We start from the raw sequence: 14,694 nt of genomic DNA on the forward strand, positions 1-14,694 counted from the left end.
CCAGTGACTTTCCCAAACTCACGCTGGTGAACGAACCGGACCGGACTCGGCACCGGAAGGCACCATTCCCATGCCCAGCAACAATCCTCCGAACACGACAAACGCACTCGTACTGAGTGCATGGGCGAATATCGACTGGGTCAGTCCCGACACTATGTAGGTCGCCACCAACATGCCGACCGTCCATGCCGGCCCGATGGGCAGGTAGAGGTGATCGCGCCGGATCTGTCGCGCAGCCACCCAGAGCGGCGTCAGGTACAGCATCGCCAGGCCGGCGATGCCGATCAGTCCCATCGTGGCGCCCCACTGCGCAAGGTCGTTGTGCGCGTGACCGAGCCCGCAGAAGTGCCGCTGCACATCCTTGCAATAGGCGCTCGCAGCGACCCGGTCGGCGAAGGTCCCGACCCCGGACCCCATCAGGGGCGACTCGCGGAACGCGTCCCAGGCGACCGAGAGCAACGCTATGCGCGCACTGATGGGCTGATCCACCGCGCCGACGGCGAAGCCGGACACGTCCGCATGCAGTTGGTCGAGCCGGAACCGGCTGGACAGCCACGGTATCGTCCACATGGCGGCGAGCAGTGCAGCCAGCAGGCAGACCGCGCCCCCCAGACGCCACCAACGGCGGCGGGACGCCGTGCCAACCAGCAGCATGAGCATCACCAGCCCAAGCCCGGGCAGAACGCCACGGCTGCCGCTGAGGATGACCACCACGTTGGCCAGCACGATCACCACGGCCAGCAGCAGCCGCCACGGCCACCCGTCGCGGGCAGGACGACAGAACACGGCGAGCACCAGCAATGCCAGCACCGCATTGGCGAACACGATCGGGTTGGCATCGCTGCCGGCCCGTTCGACGCCCAGCGACACCTGCGCGATGGAGACGACGAACGCAATCAGCAAGCCTGCCAGTGCGCCGTACCACAAGCCCGACATGCGGACGCGCGTTGTCCACGCGAGCCACGCACACCACGGCAACAGCAACGCACGCGAAGGATTGTCCAGCACCGAAAACGGCGCGCCATCCTTCCACCTGGACACTGCCACGACCGCAATCACACCTAGCGCGCCGGCCAACAGGACGTACAGCGCACGTGGCGCAGCCCGCCCGCTGCGCCACGCATCAGGCAGCGCGACCAGCGACGCGGCGAGCATCAGCGCGACGAAGACGGAAAGGCCTTTCGGTACGACCAGGAGAGCAGCAGCACTGAAGCCTGCCAGCCATACCAGCCAGCGCGCGACATCCTGTCGACGTGTACTCCCTACCTGCATGCATCGGATCCTACGGTTTGCAACGGCACGATCATGGACACAGCATCCAGAACGTTTCGCAGCGCGAAAGTCTGCGCTTTTTGCTCTGGCCGGAAGTCAAGCCTGCGTGAACACGCCGGCTGCGGCCAAGGCTGAATTATGCCGTATGCGCCGATGCGGAACCCGTACTCTCCCGCGACTCACTCATGTAACGCGACGTCCTGCAACACGATTCACGTTTTACGCAACGCGGCGTAGAAGAATCCATCCATCTGCTGCTCTCCCGGAAAACGCTGTCGGCCGCCGCCTTCCGCGTGGCCCCACGTGTCGTCCAGCACATCCAGCCGTGCGTCGGGATGTCGCACGCGGAAGGCATCAAGCTGCCCGGCGTTCTCCATCCGCAGCAGCGAGCAGGTGGCGTAGGCGAGAACGCCCCCGCTTCGCAACACGTGCCACGCGGTATCGAGCAGGCGCGCCTGCAGGACGGTCAGCGCCGCCAGATCCTCCTCCCGCCGGTGCAGCAGCACGTCCGGCTGCCGGCGCACGATGCCGGTCGCCGAGCACGGTGCGTCCAGCAGCACCGCATCGAACGGCTGTCCGTCCCACCAGATCGCCGCATCGGTCGCGTCGGCGGTCCGCAGTTGCGCCTCCACACCAACGCGTTGCAGCGTTTCGCGCACACGTTGCAGGCGACGTTCGTCCACATCCAGCGCCAGCACCTGCAACGTTGGGTCGCGCTCCAGCACGTGCGCGGTCTTGCCACCGGGAGCAGCGCACATGTCGAGCACGCGCGCGCCAGGGGGAAGATCCAGGAACAGATCCGCGACCCGTTGCGCCGCGCCGTCCTGCACCGAGACATCCCCCGCCGCGAACCCCGGCAATGCCGTGGCCGCCACCGGCGCATCCAGCACCAGGGCGTCGGCCATGCCGTCGACTGGCTCGGCGGCGATACCGGCCTCCAGCAGGCGCTGTCGATACGCATCACGGGTGCCATGCCGCCGGTTGACGCGCAGCCAGAGCGGCGCCTCGCGCTGGCTCGCGGCAAAGATCTCATCCGCCTGCGCAGGCCAGTCCTCGCGCACCTGCTGCCGCAGCCAGGCGGGCCACAGCGCATCGGCGGGCACATCCGGCAGGCCCTCGCGCTGCGCACGCCTGAGCAGGGCATTCACCAGTTTGTCCTGGTGCGGCCGACCGAGCGCACGCACCGCTTCGACCGTCGCGGAGAGGGCGGCATGGGGCGGCAACTCCATCACCACTAGCTGCGCGAAGCCCACATGCAACAGCGCGCGCAGTTCGTTGTCCGCCCGCCCCAGCGGCTTCGCCATCCACGCAGCGAGGGCGGCTTCGCCGCAGGCACGCGAACGCAGCGCCGCGAAGCAGATCGCCTCCAACAGCGCGCGGTCGCGGACGTCTTCGATCCGGGGCAGGTTCGTGGCCAGTTCCGCCTTCAGCGAACGGCCGCGGTGCATCACCGCGTCCACCACGCGGGTCGCGAGGACCCGTACCGCGACCCCGGCCTGGGTGGTCATGGCAGCACCAGGTCGCGCCGCGCGTTGAGGTAGTCCGCCGCGGTGATCGCCTTGCCGCCTTCGCGCTGGACCACGCGCAGGCGAAGCACACCGGCGCCACAGGCGATATCCAGGCCCTGCCGGCTGGCGGCGAGCAAGGTTCCCGGCGCCGCCGCATGCGCCTGGTCGGCCGCGACTGCACCGTGGATGCGCAGGCGCTCGCCGGCGACCTGCGCTTCGGCGACCGGCCACGGGTTGAAGGCACGGACCTTGCGCGCCAGCACCTCGGCGGGTTGCGTCCAGTCCAGCTTCGCCTCCGCCTTGTCCAGCTTGTGCGCGTATTCAACGCCCACCTCCGACTGCGGGTGCGGCGGCAGCCTCACGCCCGCCCGCAGCAGACCCAGCGCATCGCGCAGCACCTGCGCGCCGAGGTCGGACAGGCGGTCGTGCAGTTGCCCGCCGGTATCGTCCGGCCCGATCGGCAGACTCTGCGCCAGCAGCACGGGGCCGGTATCCAGACCCGCCTCCATCTGCATCAGGCAGACGCCGGTCTCGTCGTCGCCGGCCTCGATGGCGCGCTGGATGGGCGCGGCGCCCCGCCAGCGCGGCAGCAGCGAGGCATGCACATTCCAGCAACCGTACTGCGGAATGTCGAGCACGGCCTGCGGCAGGATCAGACCGTACGCCACCACGATCATCACGTCGGGCTGCATTTCGCGCAGCGCGTCCTGGGTGGACTTCTTCTTCAACGACAACGGCTGCAGCACGGGGATGCCACGCTGGATCGCTTCCAGCTTCACCGGCGACGGCGTCAGGCCACGCCCGCGACCGGCCGGCCGGTCGGGCTGGGTGTAGACCGCGACGACTTCATGGTGGGCATGGGCCGTGCGCAGGCAGGGAACGGCGAAAGCCGGCGTGCCGGCGAAGACGATTCTCATGGGGGATGACTTCGGAAAGGAGAGGACGGAACCGGCGGGAGCATCCCGTACGCCCGGTTCCGCGGCGCGGCGATCAGGCCACGTGCTTGCGTTGCTTGGCCAGCTTCTTGCGCACCATCTCGCGCTTCAGCGGCGAGAGGTAGTCGACGAACAGCTTGCCGTCCAGATGGTCCATCTCGTGCTGGATGCACACGGCCAGCAGACCGTCGGCGCGCAGTTCCTGCGCCTGACCCTGGCGATCAAGGAAGCGCACGGTGACCTCGTCGGCGCGGGTGACGTCGGCGAAGATGCCGGGCACCGACAGGCAGCCCTCCTGGTAGACCTGCTCGCCCGCCTTGTCGCTCAGCTCGGGATTGATGAAGACCTGCGGCTGGTTCTTCTCTTCGCTGATGTCGATGACCATGAACCGCTGGTGCACGTCCACCTGGCTGGCCGCCAGGCCGATGCCGGGCGCGTCGTACATGGTCTCGAACATGTCGTCGAGCAGGCGCTGGAATGTGGACGACGTCACATGCCCGGCATCGACCGGCACGGCCTTGGTGCGCAGGCGCGGATCGGGGAATTCGAGGATAGGGAGCAGGGCCATGGTACGTCTCGGAATGGGGGCGCCAGTGGAATCCGGCAAGGCCTCACGAATTCTAACGCGGGCGCTTGCGTTGCGCCGGGTTTTCTGGACTATAGTGCTGACCACCTGTCGGGGAATCAGGTAGATACCGCCATGTTTAAATATTTTCGTACGGTTCTCGCCGTTGCGGCGCTGACCGTCGGCACCTATGCGGCTGCCGCCGAGATGGCGGGAAGCCATCCTGATACCTATGTGGTCAAGCGTGGCGACACGCTGTGGGACATTTCCGCGCGCTTCCTCAAGAAGCCGTGGCTGTGGCCGGAGATCTGGCAGGCCAATCCGCAGATCCAGAACCCGCACCTGATCTATCCGGGCGACGTCATCAGCCTGGCCTACCTGGACCGCGTGGCGGTGCAGCCCGGCCCGCGCCAGGAAGCGCCGCTCAACGCGATCCCGCTGTCCGACATCGAGGCCTACCTGAAGGACCGCCGCGTGGTCGACAGCTTCGAGCAGCTGCCGCATGTCGCCGGCCTGGACGAAGACCGCCTGCGCGGCTCCGGTGGCCACAACATCTATGTCCGTGGCCTGGATGGCGTGCAGGCCGGCCAGCGCTTCCTGGTCGTGCGTCCCACCGCCAAGTTCACGGACAATCCGCGCGCGCAGGACCTCGATTTCCGCGGCCGCACGATCCGCGGCGAAGTGGACCAGTGGAAGGACATCGTCGAGCAGTCCGGCAAGGGCGCATTCCTCGGCTATGAACTGGTCAAGGTCAACGTGGCCACCTTTACCCGCGGCGTCGTGCCGGGCACCGAGGTCAGCACGCTGCTTGCCGATATCGGTGGCCACGAAGTGCGCGTCGGCGACCGGCTGATTCCGGTCGACGCCCAGCCCTACGACCTGCACTTCTTCCCGCACCCGCCCGCCAGCGATCCGGCCGGCAAGCTGCGCGTGCTGGCCGTGGCCGACGCCTTCACCTCGGGCGGCACGCGCGACGTGATCGCGATCTCCGGCGGCCGCCTGGACGGCGTGGACAACGGCACCGTGTTCTCGATCTGGCGCAATGGCAGCCACACCGCCAACCGCATGGCCTACCCCCAATCCTCGCGCATCAGCGAATCGCCGAAGTCGGGCGCCGGCCGGGTCAGCCTGCCCGACGAGTACGCCAGCCATGCGATGGTGTTCCGCACCTTCGACAAGGTCAGCTACGCGCTGGTCATGGAAAGCGCGGAAGCCACCCGCGTCGGGTATGAGCTGAAGCATCCCGACGCGACGTACTGAGCCGCGTCAGGCAATTCCTACGCAAGACCGCGACGGCGCCCGAGGGCGCCGTCGTCATGTCCGGCCTAGTCTGGCCGCATGCCCAACGACGACCTGATGGCGCTGGCCCGCCTGGTACTGGCCGGCGGCCCCGTGCTGCCGCGCCGCCGCCTGCTGGAGCGGCGGGAATCCCCCACTTCCGCGCTCGCCGCCGGTGCGGGCGCATGGCGGACGGAAGGGCTGGACGCCGCCCAGATCGGACGCTTGCAGGGCGCGGACACGGACGGTGCGCTGGCGCGCACCCGGCGCTGGCTGGACGCACCAGGCCATCACCTGATCGGCTGGCACGATCCGGACTACCCCGCGCCGCTACGCGCGATGTCCAGTCCGCCACTCGCCCTGTTCGTCGACGGTGACCCCGCCCTGCTGTGGCGCCCCGCCGTCGCCATCGTCGGCAGCCGCACCCCGACCAGCGGTGGCCGCGACAATGCCCACTACTTCGCGCGCGCGCTGGCGTCGGCGGGCATCGTCGTGGTCAGCGGCATGGCGCGCGGCGTCGATGCTGCGGCGCACGAGGCGGCGCTGGCCGCGGGCGCCGGCACCACGGTCGCCGTGGTCGGCACCGGCCCCGACCTGGCGTATCCCCCGGCCCATGACCGGCTGCGCGACCGGCTGGCGGCGCACGGCGCCGTGGTCAGCGAGCATCCACCCGGCACACCGGCGCTGCGCAGCCACTTCCCGGCACGCAACCGGATCCTCGCCGGGCTGGCGCTGGGGACGCTGGTCGTGGAGGCGGCCGAGCAGTCCGGCGCGCTGATCACCGCCCGCCAGGCCGGAGAGGCGGGACGCGAGGTGTTCGCCATTCCCGGATCGATCCACAATCCCAAGGCCCGCGGCTGCCACCGCCTGCTTCGCGACGGCGCGGCGCTGGTGGAGGAGCCGCGGGAAGTCATCGCCGCCCTCGCCCATTTGGCCGCGAACCTCGCCGACGCCCTGCGGGCGCGGCTCGGCGAGGCTGAATCCGGGGCGATGGCGGGCGCGGGCGAGACGCCCCCTCGACTCGACCCCGACTACCAGTTGTTGTGGCAGGCACTCGGTCACGACCCTACAGGTATGGATCAGCTCGTCTCACGCACCCGATTGACGGCCGCGGAACTGTCCTCCATGCTGCTGGTCATGGAACTGGATGGCTTAGTAACGGCGGAACACGGCCGATACCAGAGAAAGACCGGTTTCTTCACCTCCACAGCGTCGATGACGCAGGCCGAGGGGCAATGAAAGAGAGCATCCTGGATGTACTGCTGTACCTGTTCGAACACTACTTCACCGAAGATGCGGACCCCGTCCGCGACCGCGACTCTCTCCAGAACGGCCTGATCCAGGCCGGTTTCAGCCCCGCCGAAATCAGCAAGGCCTTCGACTGGCTCGATGCCCTGGCCGACCAGCGTCCCGCCGCCTCCACGCCGCGCGTCGGTGGACCGACCCGCGTCTTCCACGGTCCGGAACTTGAGAAGCTGGACGTCGAATGCCGAGGCTTCCTGCTGTTCCTGGAGCAGCACGGCGTCCTCGATGCGGACCAGCGCGAGCTGGTGCTGGACCGTGCGATGGCGCTGGACCAGGACGAGCTGGACCTGGACGACCTGAAGTGGGTCGTGCTGATGGTGCTGTTCAACCAGCCGGGTTCCGAAGCCGCCTACGCGTGGATGGAAACCCAGATGTTTGCCGACGAGCCCGAGCCGGTACACTGAGGCGTTGATCCGCTTCAGGGGGAAGCATGTCGGGTTGGTATTACGCCGACCGGAACCGTGAGCAGCACGGTCCGGTCTCGTCGGATGAACTGGTCACCCATTTCCGTTTCGGACGCGTTGCGCTGGACAGCCTGGTCTGGCGCGAAGGCATGGCGCAGTGGCTGCCGCTACGCGACGTCGCCGACGAACTCGGCCTGAACCCGGCACCCGTCGATGTCGGCAGCACTCCGCCGCCCGTGCCGCAGGCCCCCTCCGCGTCCGCCCCGCATGAGCGCCTGGGGCAGCCATCCGTTGCACCCGCCACCAAGCCCGGCATGTCGGGCGGCAAGATCGCCCTGATCGTCGCGGCCGTGCTGCTGGTGCCGTGCCTGGGTATCGGCGCCATCCTCGCGGCGATCTCGCTTCCCGCCTACAACGACTACACGCTGCGCTCGAAGGTCTCCCAGGCCATCGCCGAGAGCGAGCCGCTGAAGCTGCAGGTGGAAGCGATCCGCACGGGCGAAGGACGCTGTCCGGGCAATGACGAGGACGGCATCGGTGCCCCCGAAAGCTATGCGGGCACCTACGTCACGCGGGTGGTCGTGGGCGAATTCGACGATGGCACCTGCGGTTTCGAGCTGGAATTCGGCAATACCGGCAACGCCGCGATCGATGGCCGCAAACTGTGGCGGGACATGGGCAGCGACCACGACGCATGGAACTGCTCGTCGGAAATCGACAACAAGTGGCTGCCCTTGGACTGCCGCGATTGAACGACGTCGGCGCGGCGACGCGGGCCGCGCTTTTCACCGGGGAATGACACGATGACGCAGTGGTACTACGCCGATGCCAGCGGGCAGCGGCAGGGGCCGTTCTCGGCCGAGGAACTGGCAAGCCATGTGCGCCACGCGCGCCTGGGAGCCGCATCGCTGGTGTGGCGGGAAGGACTGCAGGACTGGCAGCCGTTGCGCACCGTCGCCGCGGAACTCGACCTGCAGCTCGACGCCATCGACGCGCCTGCCGCAGATGTCGCGGTGCCGGCGCCCGACGCGCCCTACACGCCGCCGAGCGCGGACCTGGCCTCCTTCCAGCCCGTCGTCGCCGGCCATGTCGTGCAGGCCGGCCTGTGGAAGCGCTTCGCCGCCAGCTGCATCGACAGCATGGTCACCACGATCATCAGCTATGCGCTGATGATTCCGCTGATGCTGATCGGCGTCGGCGTGATGGGGGCGGGCGGTTCCGACAATCCGTTCGCCACGGGCGCGGGCATCGCCTCGATGCTGGCCATCTATCCGATCCTGTTCCTCGCACCGTGCATCTACTTCGGCTGGATGCAGTCCTCTTCGTTGCAGGCCAGCCTCGGCAAGCTGGCGGTCGGCATCAAGGTCGCGCGCACCGACGGCCAGCGCGTGAGCTTCTGGCGCGGCTTCCTGCGCTCGCTCGCCTATCTCGTCTTCAGCATGGTCACCTGCGGCCTGGGCGTGCTGATCTCCGGCCTGATGGTCGCATTCACCGAGCGCAAGCAGGCGCTGCACGACATGCTCTGCGACACGCTGGTGGTGGACAAGTGGGCGTTCACCGCCTTCCCCGAACGCCAGCGCGACGAACTGGGCGTAGTCACCATCGTGATCCTCGTGCTGGCCGCGCTGATGATCGTCGGCAGCCTCGCCATCTACGGGCTGCTGGGCGCGATGCTGATGAAGGACCTCACATGACCACGTGGTACTACGTCGATGCGCAGCAGCAGCGCCAAGGCCCGGTCGATGGCGCCACGGTGGCCGACCTCTTCCGCGACGGCACGCTCAGCCGCACCTCGCTGGTCTGGCGCGAGGGCATGGAGCAGTGGACCGCGCTGGTGAACGTCGCGCCGGAACTCCGGCTGGACGTGAGCGCGCACGCTCCGGCCGCACCCGAGGCGGCCGAAACGCCGGGGGCAGCCGAAGTGGAAGCCGAGCGCCCGCTGACCGGTCGCGCGGTGTTCACCGCCAGCGAGCCGACCTACACGCAGCCCGCGCCCGTCATGCGGGCCGAGTCCGCGATATCGCCGGGCGATTCCCCGTATGCCGCGCCGCGTGCCGACATCGGGGGCCTGGCCTCCGGTACGCCCGTCAGCGGTGGTCACGTGGTCTACGCGGGGTTCTGGAAACGCGTCGCCGCCAGCTTCATCGATGCGTTCGCGATCGGCATCCCGGTCGGCATCATCGCGGCCATCGTCGGCGGACTGCTGGGCTTCGGAAGTTCCTTCTCCAGCGGCTTCTCCGGGGCGAACGATGCCTTCAACGTCGGCGAAACCGCCATCTCCTATGTCCTGTCGGCCATGGCATATGCCTGGTTCCATTCCAGCGCCGGCCTGATGGCCACCCCGGGGAAGCTGGCCATCGGCATCAAGGTCGTGCGCACCGACGGCGACAGGATCAGCTTCCTGCGGGGGTTCGGCCGCTATTGGGCGTCCTTCCTGTCGCTGCTCATCCTCGGCATCGGCTTCCTGATGGCGGCCTTCACCGCGCGCAAGCAGGGCCTGCACGATTTCATCTGCGACACGCTGGTGGTGGACAAGTGGGCGTTCACCTCGCAACCGGAGCGCCAGCGCGAAGAACTGGGCCCCGTGGCCCTGGTGATCCTGATCCTCGGCGGCCTGTTCCTCGTGGGCGCGGTGATCCTGATGATCGTGGGCGTCGCCGCCCTGGCCTCGATGAGCCGGTAAGCCGCCAGGCGGGGCGCCGGGCGTGACCGGGGGCGCGGCCCGGGGGCCGGCTTGGGCGATCCGGCTTGACAGGCCGACCCCGGCCGTGACACCACTATAAAAAGGAAAACTGAACGCCCGGGGCCCCCGCTCCGGGCGTCCGCTTCTCTGGCGCCGGTATCTGGGCCACCCTTGCCGGCCCCGGACGGCCCACCCGAACTCCCCTGAACCCCTGACATGCCCAAGCACCTGCTCATCGTCGAGTCGCCCGCCAAGGCCAAGACGATCAACAAATACCTCGGCAAGGACTTCACGGTCCTGGCGTCCTACGGCCACGTCCGTGACCTGGTGCCGAAGGAAGGGGCGGTGGATCCGGCCAACGGGTTCGCGATGCGCTACGACCTGATCGAGAAGAACGAGAAGCACGTCGATGCGATCGCCAAGGCCGCCAAGACCGCCGACGACATCTTCCTGGCGACCGACCCGGACCGCGAAGGGGAGGCGATCAGCTGGCACATCGCCGAGATCCTGAAGGAGCGCGGCCTGCTCAAGGACAAGCCGCTGCACCGCGTGGTGTTCACCGAGATCACCCCACGCGCCATCAAGGAAGCCATGGGCCAGCCGCGGCAGATCGCCGGCGACCTGGTCGATGCGCAGCAGGCGCGTCGCGCGCTGGACTACCTGGTCGGCTTCAACCTGTCGCCGGTGCTGTGGCGCAAGGTGCAGCGCGGCCTGTCCGCCGGCCGCGTGCAGTCGCCGGCGCTACGCATGATCGTCGAGCGCGAGGAAGAGATCGAAGCCTTCATCGCCCGCGAGTACTGGAGCATCGAGGCCGAGTGCGCGCATCCGCGCCAGGCCTTCACCGCGAAGCTCACCCGGCTGGACGGGCAGAAGTTCGAACAGTTCACCGTCACCGACGGCGATACCGCCGAAGCCGCGCGCCTGCGCATCCAGCAGGCCGCGCAGGGCGCGCTGCACGTCACCGACGTGACCAGCAAGGAACGCAAGCGCCGTCCCGCGCCGCCGTTCACCACCTCCACGCTGCAGCAGGAAGCCTCGCGCAAGCTCGGCTTCACCACCCGCAAGACCATGCAGGTGGCGCAGAAACTGTACGAAGGCGTGGCCATCGGCGACGAAGGCACCGTCGGCCTGATCAGCTACATGCGTACCGACTCGGTGACGCTGTCGCAGGACGCGCTGGCCGAGATCCGCGACGTCATCGCGCGCGACTACGGCACGCAGGCGCTGCCGGACAAGCCGAACGTCTACGTCACCAAGTCGAAGAACGCGCAGGAAGCGCACGAAGCTGTCCGTCCGACCAGCGCGCTGCGCACGCCGGCGCAGGTGGCCAAATACCTGAGCGACGACGAGCGCAAGCTGTACGACCTGATCTGGAAGCGCGCCGTCGCCTGCCAGATGGTGCCGGCCACGCTCAACACCGTCAGCGTCGACCTGGCCGCCGGCAGCCAGCACAGCTTCCGCGCCAGCGGCACCACGGTGGTCGATCCGGGCTTCCTGGCCGTGTACGAGGAAGGCAAGGACCAGAAGGCCGCCGAGGACGACGACGAAGGCCGCAAGCTGCCGCCGATGAAGCCCGGCGACACCGTGCCGCTGGACCGCATCCACGCCGACCAGCATTTCACCCAGCCGCCGCCGCGCTTCACCGAAGCGGCGCTGGTCAAGGCGCTGGAGGAATACGGCATCGGCCGTCCTTCCACCTACGCCTCGATCATCCAGACGCTGATCTTCCGCAAGTACGTGGAAATGGAAGGCCGCGCCTTCAAGCCCAGCGACGTGGGCCGTGCGGTCTCCAAGTTCCTGTCCGGCCACTTCACCCGGTATGTCGACTACGACTTCACCGCCAAGCTGGAGGACGAGCTCGATGCCGTCTCCCGCGGCGAGGAGGAGTGGGTACCGCTGATGGAGAAGTTCTGGGGCCCGTTCAAGGAACTGGTGGACGAGAAGGCCGAGACCGTCGACCGCAGCGAAGCCACAGGTGCGCGCGAACTGGGCACCGATGCCAAGTCCGGCAAGCCGGTCAGCGTGCGCCTCGGCCGCTACGGGCCGTATGCGCAGATCGGCGACAAGGACACCGACGAGAAGCTGGAGTTCGCCTCGCTGCGTCCCGGCCAGTCGATGCACACCATCACCCTGGAAGACGCGCTGGAGCTGTTCAAGCTGCCGCGCAAGCTGGGCCAGGACAAGGATGAAGAGGTCAGCGTCGGCATCGGCCGCTTCGGTCCGTTCGCCAAGCGCGGCAGCGTGTATGCCTCGCTGAAAAAGGAAGACGATCCGTACACGATCGACCTGGCGCGCGCGGTGTTCCTGATCGAGGAAAAGGAAGAGATCGCCCGCAACCGCATCATCAAGGCGTTCGACGGCAGCGACATCCAGGTGCTCAACGGCCGCTTCGGCCCGTACATCAGCGATGGCAAGCTCAACGGCAAGATCCCGAAGGACCGCGAGCCGGCCTCGCTGACGTTCGAGGAAGTGCAGAAGCTGCTGGAAGAGACCGGCAAGCCGGTACGCAAGGGCTTCGGCAAGAAGGCGCCGGCCAAGAAGGCCGCGGTGAAGAAGGAAGCCGCGCCGAAGAAGGCCGCGGCCAAGAAGGCACCCGCGAAGAAGACCGCCAAGAAGACGGCCGCGAAAACCGCGAGCACGAAGACCGCGGCGAAGAAGACGGTGAGCAAGGCCGCCAAGGCCGCCGCCGACGACGACGCACCGTTCTGATCCGCCGCTCGAAGGACACGAGCCGACCATGCCCATCGAACGGACCATCGAGGAAGCGGCCGAGACGATCCGCAGCGGCGGCATCGTCGCCTACCCCACCGAAGCCGTGTGGGGACTGGGCTGCGATCCGTTCGACGAGGGTGCCGTGCACCGCCTGCTGGCGATCAAGCAGCGCCCGGTCGACAAAGGCCTGATCCTGATCGCCGCGACGGTGGAGCAGCTCAAACCGCTGATCGACGTGTCCGCGGTACCGACCGATCGCCTGGCCGAGGTGCTGTCCAGCTGGCCCGGCCCGCATACGTGGGTGATGCCCGCCACCACGCAGGCGCCGCGCTGGATCACCGGCGCGCACCGCGGCATCGCCGTGCGCGTCAGCGGACACCCGATGGTGGTTGGCCTGTGCCAGGCCTACGGCGGTGCGCTGGTCTCGACCAGCGCCAACCTCAGCGGCCAGCCGGCCGTCAGCGAACAGGCGGCGCTGGATCCGGCGCTGCTGTCGCGCGTCGACGCCGTGGTCCCCGGCGCCACCGGCGGCCTGGACCGTCCGACCGTGATCCGCGACGCATTGACCGGCCTGTCGCTGCGTGACTGACGGCCATACGGGCCGCACCCTCGCCTTTCCATCGACCGCCCCGGCGCGCACCATGCGGACATGCGCCACGTATTCCTGCCTCTGCTGATCGCCCTGCTACCCGGGTTGCCGCCGGTCGCTCACGCGCAGCCGGCAACCAGCGCCCAGGTCACCATCTACCGCTGCGTTGCAGCCAACGGCACCATCGCGCTGCGCGACTCGCCGTGCCTGAAGGGCGAACGGCAGGAAGTGCGCGCGATGCAGCGGCCACAGGATCCGCCACGGCCCCCTGCGGCCGCGGCGCCGGCGCCGACCCCGCTTGCCGCGCCACCGACACCGCCCACCCGCGTGGTGTACCTGACCCCGCCGAAGCCGATGTACGAATGCAGGTCGCCCGAAGGCCAGACCTACACGAGCGACAACGACGACGGCAATCCGCGCTGGGTGCCGTACGGCATCGCCTACCCGGCGTATCCGTCATGGCCACGCGGTGGCGGCAGCGTCTCGGGCAGCGTGTCGATCGGCAACGGCAATCTGTCGTTCGAAAGCGGGGATCGCCGTCCACCGCGTCCGCCCGGCGGCGGCCACCCCCACGGCCCCGTGTTCTTCCCCGGTGGCACCTGGGTACGCGACACCTGCCATCCGCTGCCACAGGACGAAGTGTGCGCACGCCTGTCCGATCGCCGCTACGAGATCCTGCGCCGGTACGGCGCGGCACTGCCCAGCGACCGCCGCACGCTAGACTTGGAACAGCGCGGTATCGATGCGCGCCTGGCCAACGATTGCAGATGAGCATGAAACCCGCCGTACGTTCCTTCGTCCTGTTGTCGCTCGCCAGCCTGTCCTGGCCATTCGGCGCCCCAATCGCCCATGCCGACGTGGTCATCTACCGCTGCACCGATGCCAGTGGCGCGCTGACGCTGCAGAACGCGCCATGCCCCAAAGGCATGAAGCAGGAACAGCGCACCATGCAGGGCATCAATACCGTGCCGATGGGTTCGGGCCAGACCGGCACTGCACCCCAGGCGACGCCCACCGCCACGCCTGCGCCCGTGCCGGCAGCTGCGGCCACCACGTCGCCCGGTGCAGCACCGGCGAATGCCCCTGCACCGCTCGCGCCCGACGCCAACCGCCTGCCGCCGCCGGTGCTGTTCCAGTGCACGACGTACGACCGTGGCAGCTACGTCACCGAAGACAACGAACCCGCGTCGCGCTGCGTGACGCTGCGTACCGTGGGGCTGGATGGCAACCCGCAATCCGGCGCCGGCGAGGCCTGCGAGATCGTCCGCGATACCTGCGCGCGGGTACCCGACGGCGCACTCTGCGATGCATGGAAGAAGCGCCGCGACGAAACCGAAGTCGCCTTCCGCTTCGCCCGCCCCGAGAACGCCGAGAAGAACCGCACCGACTACGAGCGCGTCGCGCGCATCGTCGCCGAAAGCAGCTGCGGCCAGTAGACCGCGC

General features: G+C 68.4%; 14 protein-coding genes. 10 read left to right on the forward strand and 4 right to left on the reverse strand.

Translation table 11 applies throughout. From position 1 onward, the window contains the following. Positions 1–18 precede the first annotated feature (18 nt). From V7060_RS17215 to def, 4 genes are all read right to left on the reverse strand, one after another. A complete protein-coding gene (locus V7060_RS17215; protein ID WP_334180446.1) occupies positions 19–1,272 on the reverse strand; it encodes an O-antigen ligase family protein in 1,254 nt (417 codons plus the stop codon). 212 nt (positions 1,273–1,484) lie between these two features. After that, positions 1,485–2,780, reverse strand: coding sequence for a 16S rRNA (cytosine(967)-C(5))-methyltransferase RsmB (gene rsmB, locus V7060_RS17220; RefSeq protein ID WP_334180447.1), 1,296 nt, complete (start codon positions 2,778–2,780; stop codon positions 1,485–1,487). Continuing rightward, entirely contained in the window at positions 2,777–3,697 is a 921-nt protein-coding gene (fmt, locus tag V7060_RS17225; protein ID WP_334180448.1) for a methionyl-tRNA formyltransferase, read from the reverse strand. Before fmt ends, rsmB begins: the two co-directional genes overlap by 4 nt. A 73-nt stretch (positions 3,698–3,770) precedes the next feature. Further along, positions 3,771–4,283, reverse strand: coding sequence for a peptide deformylase (def, locus tag V7060_RS17230; protein ID WP_334180449.1), 513 nt, complete (start codon positions 4,281–4,283; stop codon positions 3,771–3,773). 132 nt (positions 4,284–4,415) lie between these two features. Here def and V7060_RS17235 point away from each other — a divergent pair, with 132 nt between their 5' ends. From V7060_RS17235 to V7060_RS17280, 10 genes are all read left to right on the forward strand, one after another. Next, entirely contained in the window at positions 4,416–5,540 is a 1,125-nt protein-coding gene (locus V7060_RS17235) for a LysM peptidoglycan-binding domain-containing protein (RefSeq protein WP_334180450.1), read from the forward strand. Positions 5,541–5,618: 78 nt separating this feature from the next. After that, entirely contained in the window at positions 5,619–6,797 is a 1,179-nt protein-coding gene (gene dprA / locus V7060_RS17240) for a DNA-processing protein DprA (RefSeq protein WP_334180451.1), read from the forward strand. Further along, entirely contained in the window at positions 6,794–7,267 is a 474-nt protein-coding gene (locus V7060_RS17245) for a DUF494 family protein (protein ID WP_142123186.1), read from the forward strand. The genes dprA and V7060_RS17245 overlap by 4 nt, the downstream gene beginning before the upstream one ends. Before the next feature lie 26 nt (positions 7,268–7,293). Beyond that, entirely contained in the window at positions 7,294–8,019 is a 726-nt protein-coding gene (locus V7060_RS17250; RefSeq protein ID WP_334180452.1) for a GYF domain-containing protein, read from the forward strand. 51 nt (positions 8,020–8,070) lie between these two features. Further along, complete coding sequence (locus tag V7060_RS17255; RefSeq protein ID WP_334180453.1) at positions 8,071–8,961, forward strand: RDD family protein; 891 nt, start codon at positions 8,071–8,073, stop codon at positions 8,959–8,961. Next, a complete protein-coding gene (locus V7060_RS17260; RefSeq protein WP_334180454.1) occupies positions 8,958–9,950 on the forward strand; it encodes an RDD family protein in 993 nt (330 codons plus the stop codon). The genes V7060_RS17255 and V7060_RS17260 overlap by 4 nt, the downstream gene beginning before the upstream one ends. Positions 9,951–10,166: 216 nt before the next feature. Beyond that, positions 10,167–12,659, forward strand: coding sequence for a DNA topoisomerase I (locus V7060_RS17265; RefSeq protein ID WP_334180455.1), 2,493 nt, complete (start codon positions 10,167–10,169; stop codon positions 12,657–12,659). A 28-nt stretch (positions 12,660–12,687) separates the two neighbouring features. Beyond that, on the forward strand, positions 12,688–13,251 hold the full coding sequence (locus V7060_RS17270; protein WP_334180456.1) for an L-threonylcarbamoyladenylate synthase: 564 nt from the start codon (positions 12,688–12,690) through the stop codon (positions 13,249–13,251). 60 nt (positions 13,252–13,311) lie between these two features. Beyond that, positions 13,312–14,022, forward strand: a complete 711-nt coding sequence (locus V7060_RS17275; RefSeq protein WP_334180457.1) for a DUF4124 domain-containing protein — start codon at positions 13,312–13,314, stop codon at positions 14,020–14,022. Beyond that, on the forward strand, positions 14,019–14,687 hold the full coding sequence (locus V7060_RS17280) for a DUF4124 domain-containing protein (RefSeq protein WP_334180458.1): 669 nt from the start codon (positions 14,019–14,021) through the stop codon (positions 14,685–14,687). Before V7060_RS17275 ends, V7060_RS17280 begins: the two co-directional genes overlap by 4 nt. Positions 14,688–14,694: the final 7 nt, after the last annotated feature.

Origin of the sequence: Pseudoxanthomonas sp. (assembly GCF_036845285.1) — a bacterium.
In the GTDB taxonomy this organism is placed as follows: Bacteria; Pseudomonadota; Gammaproteobacteria; order Xanthomonadales; family Xanthomonadaceae; genus Pseudoxanthomonas_A.

What these genes read in the sequence shown, in the direction of transcription:
- V7060_RS17215 (WP_334180446.1), bottom strand. Translation starts at nt 1,272, where the DNA reads ATGCAGGTAGGGAGTACACGTCGACAGGATGTCGCGCGCTGGCTGGTA.
- rsmB (WP_334180447.1), bottom strand. Translation starts at nt 2,780, where the DNA reads ATGACCACCCAGGCCGGGGTCGCGGTACGGGTCCTCGCGACCCGCGTG.
- fmt (WP_334180448.1), bottom strand. Translation starts at nt 3,697, where the DNA reads ATGAGAATCGTCTTCGCCGGCACGCCGGCTTTCGCCGTTCCCTGCCTG.
- def (WP_334180449.1), bottom strand. Translation starts at nt 4,283, where the DNA reads ATGGCCCTGCTCCCTATCCTCGAATTCCCCGATCCGCGCCTGCGCACC.
- V7060_RS17235 (WP_334180450.1), top strand. Translation starts at nt 4,416, where the DNA reads ATGTTTAAATATTTTCGTACGGTTCTCGCCGTTGCGGCGCTGACCGTC.
- dprA (WP_334180451.1), top strand. Translation starts at nt 5,619, where the DNA reads ATGCCCAACGACGACCTGATGGCGCTGGCCCGCCTGGTACTGGCCGGC.
- V7060_RS17245 (WP_142123186.1), top strand. Translation starts at nt 6,794, where the DNA reads ATGAAAGAGAGCATCCTGGATGTACTGCTGTACCTGTTCGAACACTAC.
- V7060_RS17250 (WP_334180452.1), top strand. Translation starts at nt 7,294, where the DNA reads ATGTCGGGTTGGTATTACGCCGACCGGAACCGTGAGCAGCACGGTCCG.
- V7060_RS17255 (WP_334180453.1), top strand. Translation starts at nt 8,071, where the DNA reads ATGACGCAGTGGTACTACGCCGATGCCAGCGGGCAGCGGCAGGGGCCG.
- V7060_RS17260 (WP_334180454.1), top strand. Translation starts at nt 8,958, where the DNA reads ATGACCACGTGGTACTACGTCGATGCGCAGCAGCAGCGCCAAGGCCCG.
- V7060_RS17265 (WP_334180455.1), top strand. Translation starts at nt 10,167, where the DNA reads ATGCCCAAGCACCTGCTCATCGTCGAGTCGCCCGCCAAGGCCAAGACG.
- V7060_RS17270 (WP_334180456.1), top strand. Translation starts at nt 12,688, where the DNA reads ATGCCCATCGAACGGACCATCGAGGAAGCGGCCGAGACGATCCGCAGC.
- V7060_RS17275 (WP_334180457.1), top strand. Translation starts at nt 13,312, where the DNA reads ATGCGCCACGTATTCCTGCCTCTGCTGATCGCCCTGCTACCCGGGTTG.
- V7060_RS17280 (WP_334180458.1), top strand. Translation starts at nt 14,019, where the DNA reads ATGAGCATGAAACCCGCCGTACGTTCCTTCGTCCTGTTGTCGCTCGCC.